8 protein-coding genes are annotated in these 13,592 nt (G+C 71.4%); 5 read left to right on the top strand and 3 right to left on the bottom strand.

Annotated features, from left to right (window positions below):
* Positions 1 to 119: 119 nt before the first annotated feature.
* From OG714_RS18660 to moeZ, 3 genes are all read left to right on the top strand, one after another.
* Complete coding sequence (locus OG714_RS18660) at positions 120 to 1,079, top strand: NAD(P)-dependent oxidoreductase (protein WP_033282020.1); 960 nt, start codon at positions 120 to 122, stop codon at positions 1,077 to 1,079.
* A complete protein-coding gene (locus OG714_RS18655; protein ID WP_406122360.1) occupies positions 1,067 to 1,816 on the top strand; it encodes a spherulation-specific family 4 protein in 750 nt (249 codons plus the stop codon). The genes OG714_RS18660 and OG714_RS18655 overlap by 13 nt, the downstream gene beginning before the upstream one ends.
* A gap of 63 nt (positions 1,817 to 1,879) precedes the next feature.
* Positions 1,880 to 3,058, top strand: coding sequence for an adenylyltransferase/sulfurtransferase MoeZ (gene moeZ / locus OG714_RS18650; RefSeq protein WP_406122358.1), 1,179 nt, complete (start codon positions 1,880 to 1,882; stop codon positions 3,056 to 3,058).
* A gap of 89 nt (positions 3,059 to 3,147) precedes the next feature.
* Here moeZ and OG714_RS18645 read toward each other — a convergent pair whose 3' ends face one another.
* The 3 genes from OG714_RS18645 to OG714_RS18635 form a co-directional block, all read right to left on the bottom strand.
* Positions 3,148 to 4,710 (bottom strand): alpha/beta hydrolase, encoded by a 1,563-nt coding sequence (locus tag OG714_RS18645; RefSeq protein WP_406122356.1) that lies wholly within the window; start codon positions 4,708 to 4,710, stop codon positions 3,148 to 3,150.
* 137 nt (positions 4,711 to 4,847) lie between these two features.
* Entirely contained in the window at positions 4,848 to 6,389 is a 1,542-nt protein-coding gene (locus tag OG714_RS18640; RefSeq protein WP_406122354.1) for an alpha/beta hydrolase, read from the bottom strand.
* Between the two features lie 106 nt (positions 6,390 to 6,495).
* Positions 6,496 to 9,273 (bottom strand): YbhN family protein, encoded by a 2,778-nt coding sequence (locus tag OG714_RS18635; protein WP_406122352.1) that lies wholly within the window; start codon positions 9,271 to 9,273, stop codon positions 6,496 to 6,498.
* 186 nt (positions 9,274 to 9,459) lie between these two features.
* Here OG714_RS18635 and OG714_RS18630 point away from each other — a divergent pair, with 186 nt between their 5' ends.
* Together OG714_RS18630 and OG714_RS18625 are read left to right on the top strand one after the other, a co-directional pair.
* Entirely contained in the window at positions 9,460 to 9,846 is a 387-nt protein-coding gene (locus OG714_RS18630) for an MGMT family protein (RefSeq protein ID WP_406122350.1), read from the top strand.
* 257 nt (positions 9,847 to 10,103) lie between these two features.
* Positions 10,104 to 13,565, top strand: a complete 3,462-nt coding sequence (locus OG714_RS18625; RefSeq protein WP_406122348.1) for an ATP-dependent helicase — start codon at positions 10,104 to 10,106, stop codon at positions 13,563 to 13,565.
* The last annotated feature ends 27 nt before the right edge of the window (positions 13,566 to 13,592 follow it).

The following is a 13,592-nucleotide window of genomic DNA, read 5'->3' as shown; positions in this document are numbered from 1 at the left end:
GACGCGTCACCCAGCCGCAGGCGCCCGGCCCCACCGCCGGAGGCAACCGCATCACCCTGTGAAGGAGAACACCAGATGATCACCTGCCGATCCGGAGAGTCGGCCCCGGGAGCGGTCCGATGAGGGTCCTGCTGATCGGAGCCAACGGCTACCTCGGCCGATTCGTCGCCGACCGCCTGCTCGCCGACCCGGCCGTCCAGCTCACCGCGCTCGGCCGCGGCGACGACGCCGACGTCCGCTTCGACCTCGCGACCGGCAGCCCCGGAGCGCTCACCCGCTTCCTGGACGCCGTCCACCCCGGAGTCGTCATCAACTGCGCCGGTGCCACCCGCGGCGGCGCCCGCGAACTCACCCGCCACAACACCGTCGCCGTCGCCACCGTCTGCGAGGCCCTGCGCCGCAGCGGCTGCGGAGCCCGGCTCGTGCAGATCGGGTGCGGCGCGGAGTACGGCCCCAGCCAGCCCGGTTCCTCCACGGCCGAGGACGCCGTACCCCGCCCCGGCGGCCCGTACGGCGTCAGCAAACTCGCCGCCACCGAACTGGTCCTGGGCTCCGGCCTGGACGCCGTAGTGCTCCGCGTCTTCTCACCCGCCGGACCCGGCACCCCCGCCGGTTCCCCGCTCGGCCGGCTCGCCGAGGCCATGCGCCGGGCCATGCAGTCCGGCGACGGCGAACTCAAGCTCGGCGGCCTGGGCGCGCAGCGCGACTTCGTCGACGTACGGGACGTGGCCCGCGCCGTCCACGCCGCCTCGCTCTCCGCCGCGCAGGGCGTCATCAACATCGGCTCGGGCCGCGCGGTCCGGCTGCGCGACGCCGCCGCCGTGCTCGCCCGCGTCGCCGGATACGGCGGCGCGCTGCACGAACTCGACGGCCCGCCCGGCCCGTTGCGCGCCGCCATCGGCCACCCTCGCACCGACCCGGACCACGCGGCCCCGGTCGCGTACCCGTACCCGGACGGCTGCGGGAGCTGGCAGCAGGCCGATGTGCGCACCGCGCGCGACCGGCTCGGCTGGCGGCCCCGGATCAACCTCGAAGAGTCCCTGGCCGACATCTGGATGGAGGCGGCGTGCCGCATCTGACCAGCACGACCCCGGGCACCGCGAGCACAGGTGTCCGCACCGGCTTCGGCATCCCCGGCTACGCGCACCCCCTGGTCGCCCCGGCCGAATGGGGCGAACTCACCCGCCCCGGCACCCCCTTGCACTGGGTCGTCCTCAACGTCTCCTCGGGCCCGGGGGCCCGCCCCGACCCGCACTGCCTGGAGGCGGCCGGGCGGCTCCGCAACACCGGCGTCCGGGTCCTCGGCCACCTGGACGCCGCCCACGGCGCGCGTGCCTTCGGCGACCTGATCTCCGAGGCGCACCGCTACCGCGACTGGTACCAGGTCGACGGCTTCCTCCTGGACCGCTGTCCCACCGACCGGGCCGCACTCCCCGAGGCCCGCCGCACGGTCACCGCGCTCCGCGAGATCCGTGACGGCGCCCACATCGTCCTGGGGCACGGCACCCACCCGTACCCCGGATACGCCGAGTGCGCCGACCAGTTGGTGACGTTCTCCGGACCCTGGAGCGACTACCGCTGGTCGCAGGTCGCGGAGTGGACCGCCGACCACCCGCCCGAACGCTTCTGCCACTTCGTGCACGGCGTCCCGCGCGGCCATCTCGACGAGGCGCTGCGCATCGCCCGCTGGCAGGGCGCCTCGACCATCTACTTCACCGACCGCACCGATCACGGCGGCCGCACCGACCCCTGGGAGACGATGCCCGGCTACTGGGACGAGATCGTCTCGCGGATCGGAACGGGTGTCTCGGAATGAAGAAGGGCATGGCAGTGTTATGGGGAGAACAACTGTAGTGATTGACCGACCAACGGAGTTCCCGTGTCGCTGCCACCCCTGGTCGAGCCGGCTGCCGAGCTCACCGTAGACGAGGTCCGCAGGTACTCCCGCCACCTGATCATCCCCGACGTGGGCATGGACGGGCAGAAGCGGCTGAAGAACGCCAAGGTGCTCTGTGTGGGCGCCGGCGGTCTGGGTTCGCCGGCGCTGATGTACCTGGCCGCGGCGGGCGTGGGCACGCTCGGCATCGTGGAGTTCGACGAGGTCGACGAGTCGAACCTGCAGCGCCAGATCATCCACAGCCAGGCCGACATCGGCCGCTCCAAGGCCGAGTCGGCGCGCGACTCCGTGCTGGGCATCAACCCGTACGTGAACGTGATCCTCCACGAAGAGCGGCTCGAGGCCGAGAACGTGATGGACATCTTCAGCCAGTACGACCTGATCGTCGACGGCACGGACAACTTCGCGACCCGCTACCTGGTCAACGACGCCGCCGTGCTGCTGAACAAGCCGTACGTGTGGGGCTCGATCTACCGCTTCGACGGCCAGGCCTCCGTCTTCTGGTCCGAGCACGGCCCCTGCTACCGCTGCCTCTACCCGGAGCCCCCGCCCCCCGGCATGGTCCCCTCCTGCGCCGAGGGCGGCGTCCTGGGCGTGCTGTGCGCGTCCATCGGCTCCATCCAGGTCACCGAGGCGATCAAGGTCCTCACCGGCGTCGGCGACCCGCTCGTCGGCCGCCTGATGATCTACGACGCCCTGGAGATGCAGTACCGCCAGGTCAAGGTCCGCAAGGACCCCAACTGCGCGGTCTGCGGCCCGAACGCGACCGTCACCGAGCTCATCGACTACGAGGCCTTCTGCGGCGTCGTCTCCGAGGAGGCCCAGCAGGCGGCCGCCGGCTCGACGATCACTCCCAAGCAGCTCAAGGAGTGGATCGACGACGGCGAGAACATCGAGATCATCGACGTACGCGAGATCAACGAGTACGAGATCGTCTCGATCCCCGGCGCCAAGCTGATCCCGAAGAACGAGTTCCTCATGGGCACCGCCCTGGAGACGCTCCCGCAGGACAAGAAGATCGTCCTGCACTGCAAGACGGGTGTCCGCAGTGCGGAAGTCCTCGCCGTCCTCAAGTCGGCCGGCTTCGCGGACGCCGTCCACGTCGGCGGCGGCGTGATCGGCTGGGTCAACCAGATCGAGCCCGACAAGCCGGTCTACTAGACACATGCTTTCCCGGGAGGGGCTCGGCACCACAGGTGCCGGGCCCCTTTCCGCTGCCCCCGTTGCCTCTGTCGCCCCGACCGTCCCGGCTACGAGGCGCAGACCTTCCCGTCCTTGGGCACCGTCCCCTTCAGCAGATACGCGTCCACCGTCGAGTCGACACAGTCGCTCCCACTCCCGTACGCCCCGTGTCCCTCGCCCTTCCAGGTGAGCTCCACCCCGACGCCCTTGCCCAGCTCGTCGGCCATCTTGCGGGCACCCTCGTACGGCGTCGCCGGGTCCCCGGTGTTGCCGACCACCAAGATCGGCGCCGCACCGGGCGCGCTGACCTCCGGGGTGTCGTACTGTCCGGCCACCGGCCAGTCGTGGCACCACCCGGCCGTGTCCCAGCCCAGGAAGTCGCCGAACACGGGGGAGATCTTCTCGAACTCGGGCAGCAGCTTCTGCGTCTGCTCCGGCGTCGGCCGCTGCTTGTCGTCCAAGCACGATATGACCCGTTGGGAATGGGTCGTCGTGCCGTAGTGGCCCGCGCTGTCACGGTCGTTGTAGCCGTCGGCGAGCGCCAGCAGCTCCGAACCGTCGCCCTCCTCCGCGGAGTTCAGGGCGCTGGTCAGCGTGGGCCAGCTCTGCTTGCTGTACAGCGGGAGGACGATGCCGGTCAGTGCGAGCGTCTGGGTCAGCTTCCGTCCGGTCGAGGTGGCCAGCGGCTTGGCGTCGATCCGCTTCAGCAGCGCCGCGATCTTCTTCGAGCCCTGAGCCGGATCCTGGTCCCTCGACTTGAGGTAGTCGTCCAGCGCGCGCTGGAAGCCCCGGGTCTGGTTCAGCGCGTGGCCCACCGAGTCGGCGCTCGGGTCGACGACCGCGTCCAGAATCAGCCGCCCCACGTTCTTCGGGAACAAGTGGGCGTACACACCGCCGAGTTCGGTGCCGTACGAGATGCCGAAGTAGTGCATCTTCGTGTCACCCAGGACCTGGCGCATCAGATCCATGTCGCGGGCCGTGTCGGTCGTCGACACATGCGACATCAGTTTTCCGGCGGCCTTCTCGCACCCCTTGCCGAAGGCGGTGGCGTCCTGGAAGTACGCCTTCTCCTCGGCCGGTGTGTCCGGCGTGGCATCGATGTCCTCCGAGGCCTGGATCGCCTTGTCGCCGCGGCAGCGGACGCCCTCGCTGGCGGCCACCCCGCGCGGGTCCCAGCTCACCAGGTCGTAGCGCTCGTGCAGCGCGGACACCGTGGTGGCGTACGCCGGCATGTAGTCCACGCCCGAGCCGCCGGGGCCGCCGAAGTTGAACAGCAGCGAGCCGATGCGGTCGCCGCCCGTCGACTTGGAGCGGATCAGCGCGAGCCCGATCGTGGAGCCGCCCGGCTTCGCCCAGTCCAGCGGCACCTTGAGCGTCGCGCACTGCCAGTCACTGCTCGGCGCGGCCGAGTCGGCGGTGGCCTTGCAGCGTCCCCAGTCGAGCTTCTGCGCGGTCAGCGACGCGGGCAGCGCGGCCGCGGCGGACGTAGCAGAGGACGAGTCGGCCGTGGACGGCTTGGCGTCCCCCGCGCCCGCGCCGTCCTTGCCGTCGTCGGACGAGCCGCTGCTACAGCCGGCCGTCAGCAGTGCGGCGGCGGCCATCAGGGCCGTCCACCGTACGAAGCGCGCCATGTGCATTCCCCCCTCGCAGGCCGTCCGCGTCACGCCGCGGATGGCGGTCAGGCCATATTAGGCGGCGCGAGCCGAACCCGTGACAGCCTGTGGATAACCTTTTGACCTGCACTTTTTCCCGGATTTCGGGGATGGGTTCAGGAGCAGACGGTGCCGGCCGCCGGGACTTTCCCGTTGAGCAGATAGCCGTTCACCGCGCTCTGCACGCACTTGTTCTTGCTGTCGTACGCGCCGTGCCCCTGGCCCTTGTACGTGAGCTCGACCGCGACGCCCTTGCCCAGCGCGTCCACCATCTTCCGCGCGCCCTCGTACGGCGTCGCCGGGTCACCGGTGTTGCCCACGACGAGGATCGGCGCCGAACCGGCCGCACTCACGTCGGGATGGGCGGCGGCGCCCGGCACCGCCCAGTCGGTACAGGTGACCATGCCCCAGGCCAGGAAGTCGCCGAAGAGGGGAGAGGCGGCCCGGAACTCGGGCAGCTTCTGCTCCACATAGTCGGTGGTGTATCTCGGCTTGTCGTCGGCGCAGTTGATGGCGACGTTCGCGGCGGTGATGTTGCTGTACTCGCCGTTCTCGCTGCGCCCGTTCATCGAGTCGGACAGCGCCATGAGCACCTTGCCGTCGCCGCTGTAGGCCTGTTCGAGCCCCTCGGTGAGGTACTCCCAGAAGTCCTTCGAGTACAGCGCCTGCGCGATGCCGTTCGTGGCGGCGGTCTGGGTCAGCCGGCGGGGGAAGATGCCCGGGATCGGCTTGCTGTCGAGGTCCTTGAGCAGCTTGGCGATGCGGTCCTTGACGTCCTGCGCGGTGTCGCCGACCGGGCAGGACGTGGTCTTCGACGTGCAGTCGTCGGCGAAGTTGTCGAGCGCGAGCTGGAAGCCCTTGGCCTGTCCCAGGGAGCCCTGTTCGGAGTTCTGGGTGGGGTCGACGACCGCGTCGAAGACGGCGCGGCCCACGTGCTTGGGGAACAAGTGAGCGTAGACGCCGCCCAGTTCGGTGCCGTAGGAGATGCCGAAGTAGTGCAGCTTGTCGTCGCCGAGGACCTGGCGCATCAGGTCCATGTCGCGGGCCGCGTCGGTGGTGCGCACCTGGGGGAGCATCTTCTTGGAGTGCTTCTCGCAGGCCGCGTTGAACTGCTTGGTGTTGGCCAGGAGCTTGGTGCGCTCGGCCGCGTCGTCCGGGGTCGCGTCCTGCTGGAAGTACTGGTCGAGCTGGGAGTCGCTCTCGCACTCGACGCCGGCGCTGCGGCCCACCCCGCGTGGGTCGAAGCTCACCAGGTCGTAGCGGGTGCGCAGGGTCGCGTAGTCCTCGCCGAACGCGGGCAGTGTGATGACGCCCGATCCGCCCGGGCCGCCGAAGTTGAAGACGAGCGAGCCGAGCCGCTTGCTCGCGGCGCCGCTGGCCTTCGCCCGGACCAGGGCGAGCCCGATCGTGTCGCCCTTGGGCTTGCTCCAGTCGAGCGGCGCCTTCATGGTGGCGCACTGCCACTTGTCGCCGTTCGGCAGCGGCGACGGCGCGGCGCCGCCGCCCTCCGACTCGGACGGGGCCGGGCAGTCCTTCCAGCTCAGCTTCTGGGCCGTCGGATCCTCGTCCTTGGAGCCGCCGCAGCCCGCCAGCGTGGCGGACAGCAGGACGACGGTGGCGGTCAGGGCAGCGGCACGCAGCCGGGAGGGGTTCGGCATGATCCCATCCTGGGGTCGCATGCGGCGGTGCGCTCGGGGCGCGGGCCGTACGAGGTACGCACGCGTGCGTGCACCACGTGTGTACGCGTCCGTGCGTGTGCGTGCTCTACAAGGAGCCCTTGCGGGACAGGTGGTTGAAGAACAGCCAGCCCGGCAGCACCGGAATCCACAGTGTCAGCAGCCGGTACAGCAGCACCGCCGGAGCGGCGACCTCCTTGGGGAGGCCCACGGCGATCAGACCGACCGTCAGGGTCGCCTCGACGGCGCCCACACCGCCCGGGGTCGGGGCCGCGGAACCGAGCGCGTTGCCCGCGAGGAAGACGACCGCGACGCTGGCCAGGCTGAGCGACGTCGAGTCGTCGCCGAACGCCCGGATCGACGCGTCCAGGCACATCACGAAGCAGGCCGTCAGCAGGAGCATGCCGCCGATGCCGGTGATCAGCTTCTGCGGCCGCTGCAGCACGTCGAGCATGCGCGGGATGACGCCCGCGAAAAGCGACCGCACGCGCGTGACGAGGAACTTCCGCAGGAACGGCACCGAGGTCACCACGAGCACGAGCACCGCCACCGTCAGCAGACCGGCGATGACCGTCCTGGACGGCGACAGGGACGGCGTCTTCTCGGTGCCGGTCAGGTAGCCGAACGACAGCAGCATCAGAATGTGGCAGCCAAGACCGAACAACTGCGACGCGCCGACACTCGCCACCGCGAGCCCGGGCCGCACCCCGGCACGCTGCAGGAAGCGCGTGTTCAGGGCGACACCGCCGACCGCGGCCGGGGCCACGATCTTCACGAACGACCCGGCGACCTGCGCCGCCACGGCCCGCAGGAACGGCACGCGCTCCGGCACGAACCCCAGGAGGGCCATCGCCGCCGCGAAGTAGCTCAGTGCCGAGAACAGCACGGCCGCCGCCACCCAGCCCCACTGGGCGTTGGCGACGAGCGGACCGAACTCGATATGCGTGAGCTGCGTCAGCAGGAAGTACGCACCGATCGCACCCGCCATGAAACTGATCAGCGTGCGCGGCCGCACCCGCTCCAGACGGGCCGGTTCAACAGGCGCCTGCGGCCTGATCAACAGCACCTGGTGCCGGATCTGGGTGAGCAGATCCTCCTCACGGGCCTCGTCCAACGCCTCGTCGATGGCCCGCTTCTCGGCCCGCTGCTCCGCGCGTACGGCCTTCTTGTCGGCCTTCTTGTCAGGCTTCCCGAGTACGGGAGTGGACCCCTCCGGGGTCACCTCCGCGTGGGCCAGCCTGGTCTGCCGGGACGCCTCGATGATCGCGTCGCGCTCCCGCTGGGCGCGCTCCCGGGACAGCCGTCTCAGCGTCGCGCGCGTGGAGCGCGACAACGCGATGGGCTGGAGCATCGGCAGACAGTCGGCCACGGCGTCGGGCCCGAGGACACCGACCGCCGAGGCCACCGCGCGCTCGGCGCCCACCCGCAGGCCGACCGTCGTCACCAACTGGGCGACGTCCATGCGCAACAGCAGCTCACCGGCCGCGATCTCGCCACCGCGCAGGTCCGTGAGGATCACCTTGCCGGAACGATCCACCAGAATCGCGTCACCGGCCAGCCTGCGGTGGGCGATGCGCCGCGACTGCAACGCCTGCACCTGGTGCCAGGTGAGGCGCAGCAGATCGTCGGTGATCTCCTCGTCCGCGAGCGAGTCGAGCGTGCGTCCGCCGGTGTGCTCGTAGACGAGCATCACGGCGTCGGGGCCGAGCTCCGAGGTGGCGATCAGCTTCGGGGCGTTGGCCCCGGCCGCGATCGCCGCATAGGCCAGCAGGGCCTCCTGCTCCAGCGCCTGGCGCAGTGACTGGAGGCTGCTGCGGGTCGCGAAGCCGCGCAGCGTCAGATTGCGCCACGCGCGGTAGAAGAAGCCCTGAGCCTGCTGTTCCCGGTCGACCACGGTGACGTCCAGCGGTGGACCGTCCTCCAGGGTCACGAAATACCGTCGGCCGCGGTCGCCGTTCTCCGTGTCGACGGCCTCCTCGCGGGCCGCGCCCACCGGGTGGAAGCCGACCGTCCGCAGACCCGCCATCAGCGTCCGTCCGGTGGGACGGACGTTCGGCGAGCCCACCGCGTACAGCGTCCCGTAGGCGACGGTCCAGCCGATCAGCACCGTCAGGATGATCGAGAACGGCGTCGTGTACCCGGTGACCAGCATCGAGAAGGCGTCGAGCAGCAGCACGATCCACAGCACGGAGCGCCAGCGCGGCCTCCGGGACATGCCTACGGCCGTCATGTACGCGATGACGGGCGCCAGATAGCCGTGCACCGGGTCGGTGAGGGCGTGGATGTCGCCGGGGGAGGGCTGGGTGAGCGCCTCCTGGATGGAGCCCGGGGCGGCTTTGGCGACCCACAGGTCCGTGGCGAGTGTCACTCCGTGCGCGAGGACCGCCGCGAGCACGCCGTCGGCGATGCGCAGCCCGTCCCGCTTGATCAGCCGCTCGATCGCGAAGGCGACCGGCACCAGCAGGATGGCGATGCTGGACGCCAGCCCCGCGATCTTGATCAGCAGGTCGGGCGCCTGCCCGGTGCCCTTGTTGATGTCCTGTTCGAGCCCCGAGGTCGTGCCGTGCGCGAACGCGGCGATCGCGAGCAGTACGACGATCGCGAGAAAGCCCACTAGGAGGCGCATGAGGTCGGAAGGGCGGTGCACGCGCGCGGGGAGCAGTGGTTCGTCGCCCTCGACCTCTTCGACGTGCGGGTCGTCGCCGCAGTCGTCGAGACCGGGCACGGGGCCGGGCGTGGGGCTGGGGTCAGGGGTCTCGGCGGGACCCTCCGAGGGCTCATGGCCGGTCGTGTCGGCGGTGTCCGGGCGCGACGCAGCGTCAGAGGTACCCTCCGCGTCTTCGGGGTGCACACCCTGCTGCTTCATCGTCTCTTCTTGATCTCGTATCACCAGTCACCGCCCGCACGATGGTGGCATGCCCCACCGACACACGGGGGCATCAGGGTGCAAATGCGGGGGCGCACAGTCTGCCCCACGCGCCGCTCCGGGGCGAGGGATACGCAGAGTCGCCAGCGCGTCGCACTGTCGGTGGGGTGCGGCAGGATGGGGCGGATGAGCGAGGAGAGCCTTCCGGACGACACCGGCCCTGAGCACGGAGACGCGCTGCCCGAGTACGCGGAGCGCGTCCTCGACGTGGCCGAACGGATTCCGCCCGGGCGCGTCATGACGTACGGAGACGTCGCCGAATGGCTGGAGGAGGGCGGCCCGCGCCAGGTCGGCCGCGTGATGGCCCTCTACGGAGGAGCCGTTCCGTGGTGGCGGGTCGTCCGCGCGGACGGCGTGCTGCTCCCGGGCCACGAACTGGAGGCCCTCGACACCTACCGCGCGGAGGGCACTCCTCTGAAGGAGGCGAGCAGAGCCGCCGAGGGTCATCTGCCGCGCGTCGACATGAAACGGGCGCGATGGGACGGCGGCGAGCGCGCGGACGGTCACACCTGACAGCTTCCGCCATCGGACGCGCCACGGGGCGACCTGTGGCCCGTACGGGGGAAACCCGGCACGTCCGTGGCATGCCGTACGTTCGAGGGGCGAGGGACGCGAGGGTCGCGCGAGCCGTGGGGGAACGAGCGGAAGCCCTGCTTCCCCGCGACCCGTCGGCGTAGCGTCGGCTGCACCTGTCCCCCTCACCTCGCGGTCACCGCTCTCCACGCGCGGTGGTCAGGCAACCAGCACACCCACCAGGACCGGCGAACCACGTGAGCTCCTCTTCCTCCACCAGGCGCCTGTCGCACCCCCAGGGGCGACAGGGGAACCGTGGCGCTTACCGACTGGTGCGTACCCCGCCGACCCGGCCGGTTCCCCCTCGTCTGGACGCGCCACAGCGCTCTGTGGTTGACCACGAGACCGGTCCGCTGCTCGTCCTCGCAGGTCCCGGCACCGGCAAGACCACCACCCTCGTGGAGTCCGTCGCGGCCAGGATCGCCCGGGGAGGTGACCCCGCGCGGATCCTCGTGCTGACGTTCAGCCGCAAGGCGGCCGTCGAACTGCGCGACCGCATGGCCCTGCGCATCGGCGCCGCCCGCGCGCCCCGCGCGACCACCTTCCACTCGTTCTGCTACGCCCTGGTCCGCGCCCACCAGGACAGCGACCTGTTCGTCGAGCCGCTACGGCTGCTGTCCGGCCCCGAACAGGACGTCGCCGTACGCGAACTGCTCGCCGGTCAGCCCGGCCTGGAGCGGCTCGGTCTCGCCCACGTGCGCTGGCCCGACGAACTGCGGGCCTGCCTCACCACCCGCGGCTTCGCCGACGAGGTCCGCGCGGTCCTGGCCCGCAGCCGCGAACTGGGCCTGGACCCCGGCGCCCTGGACGCCTTCGCCCGTCGCATCGGGCGCCCCGACTGGCGTGCCGCCGCCGCGTTCCTCGCCGAGTACCTCGACGTACTCGACCTCCAAGGAGTGCTCGACTACGCGGAACTCGTCCACCGCGCGGTGCTGCTCGCCCACCGCCCCGAGGTCGCCGAGCGGCTCGCCGCGGAGTACGACGCCGTGTTCGTCGACGAGTACCAGGACACCGACCCGGCCCAGGTACGACTGCTGGACGCCCTCGCCGGTGGTGGCCGCACCCTCGTCGCCTTCGGCGACCCCGACCAGTCGATCTACACGTTCCGGGGCGCCGACGTGAACGGCATCCTGGACTTCCCGAGCGCCTTCCCGCGCGCGGACGGCAGCCCGGCCCCCGTGGAGGTGCTCCGGACCTCCCGCCGCTCCGCCGCCGCCCTGCTGACCGCCACCCGTCTGCTGACCCAGCGCATGCCCCTGACCAGGCTCCCGGCGCAGAAGGTGCGCGCCCACCGCGAGTTGTCCCCGGTACGGGACGGCGGGCGCGTCGAGGTGTACACGTACCCGACGTCCGGCACGGAGCTGGACAACATCGCCGACATCCTCCGCAGGGCGCACCTGGAGGACGGCGTCCCCTGGAGCGACATGGCCGTCCTGGTGCGCGCCGGCTCCCGGACCATCCCCACGATCCGACGCGCCCTCACGGCGGCAGGCGTCCCCCTGGACATCGACGGCGACGACCTGCCCCTGCGCCACGAACCGTCGGTGGCACCACTGCTGACGGCATTGCGGGCGGTGGCGACGGCGGAGGCTTCGGCACGGCCCGAGGACGACACCGAAGCCGTACCGGCCGTTGGGGAGACCGACGACGTAGACGACGCCGTTGAAGACGCCGTGGCGGAAGCCGACGACGGGCAGGCCACGGCGGAAGCCGAGCAGGAGCACGAGCGCGAAGAGGCTACGCCGGAAGCCGATTCCGGAGAGCCTGCCGCCCCCTCCTGGCTCGACATCGAAACCGCGCTCACCCTGCTCGCCTCGCCGCTCGCCGCCATGGACGCCGCTGATCTGCGCCGCCTGGGCCGGGCGCTGCGCGAGGAGGAGCGGGCCGGGGGCAATCCCGTGCCGCCGCCCTCGGACGAGCTGCTCACGCGGGCGCTGGCCGAGCCGGAGCGGCTGGTCGCGCACGACCCCACGTACGCGCGTGGAGCCCAGCGCCTGGGCGCGCTGCTGCGCAAGGCACGGGAGCGACTGGCGGGCGGCGGTAACGCCGAGGAGGCGCTGTGGGACCTCTGGCAGGGCACGCCGTGGCCCGGGCGCCTGCAGCGGGCCGCACTGCGAGGCGGCGCGGCCGGGCGCAACGCGGACCGTGACCTGGACGCGGTGTGCGCGCTGTTCGCGACCGCGGCCCGCGCGGAGGAGCGCACCGGGGGCCGGGGCGCCCTCAACTTCCTGGAGGAGATCGACGCCGAGGACATCGCCGCCGACACGCTCACGCGGCGTGCCGTACGCCCCGAAGCCGTACGCCTGATGACCGCGCACCGTTCCAAGGGCCTGGAGTGGAACCTGGTCGTCGTGGCCGGCGTCCAGGAGGGCCTGTGGCCGGACCTGCGCCGACGCGGCTCCCTCCTGGAGGCCGACCGCATCGGCCGCGACGGACTCGCCGAACCACTCACCCCGGGGGCCCTGCTCGCCGAGGAACGCCGCCTGTTCTACGTCGCCGCGACACGCGCGCGTGAGCGACTCGTCGTCACCGCCGTGAAGGCACCCGCGGACGACGGCGACCAGCCGTCCCGCTTCCTCACCGAACTCGGCGTCGAGCCCAAGGACGTCACCGGCCGCCCGCGCCGTCCGCTGTCGGTCGCCGCACTGGTCGCCGAGCTGCGCGCCACGACCGTCGACCCGCGCGTGTCCGACACCCTCAGGGAGGCCGCCGCGCGCCGGCTGGCCCGGCTGGCCGCGCTCGCCGACGAGGAGGGCCGCGCGCTGGTCCCGTCCGCGCACCCGTACCGCTGGTGGGGCATGTACGAGCCGACCGAGAGCAAGGTGCCGCTGCGCGACCGCGACCAGCCCGTCGTGCTCTCCGGAAGCGCCCTCGACCAGCTCGCCAACACCTGTGCCCTGCAATGGTTCCTGGGCCGTGAGGTGAAGGCCGACGCGCCCGCGACCGCCGCCCAGGGCTTCGGGAACGTGGTGCATGTCCTCGCCGACGAGGTCGCCTCCGGACGCACTCCGGCCGATCTCGCCGTCCTCATGGAGCGCCTCGACACCGTGTGGAACGCGCTCGCCTTCGACGCGCCCTGGAAGTCGGTGCAGGAGAAGAACAACGCGCGCGTGGCGCTCGAACGCTTCCTGAAGTGGCACGTCGATTCCAACGGCGTCCGCACCGGCCGCACGCCCGTCGCCAGCGAGCACGACTTCGACGTCACCCTCGGAGCGGGCGACTACGAAGTGCGCATCCGCGGCTCCATGGACCGCGTCGAGGCGGACGGCGAAGGACGTGCCTACGTAGTCGACTTCAAGACCGGCAAGCAGACGCCGACCGCCCGCGAGGTGGAGCGTCACCCCCAACTCGCCGTCTATCAGATCGCGGTCCGCGAGGGTGCCGTCGACGAGGCCTTCGACGGAGTCCGCCCCGAACCGGGCGGCGCCGAACTCGTCCAGCTGCGCCAGGGCGCCGCGCAACGGGACGGCGGCGAGACCCTGCCCAAGGTGCAGGCCCAGGAGCCCCTGGAGGGGGAGTGGGCCGGTGAGCTGCTGGCCACGGCAGCGGGCAAGGTCCTCGACGAACGGTTCACGCCCACGGCGGGGCAGCACTGCACGCACTGCGCGTTCCGGGCCTCTTGCAGCGCGCGGCCCGAGGGACGACACGTCGTCGAGTAACTCGCGTGACGTATCGCACCACATGTG

This window comes from Streptomyces sp. NBC_00989, assembly GCF_045162655.1.
Lineage (GTDB): Bacteria > Actinomycetota > Actinomycetes > Streptomycetales > Streptomycetaceae > Streptomyces.
Note: the sequence above shows the minus strand (reverse complement) of the source record. Positions and strands in the feature narration are given on the sequence as shown.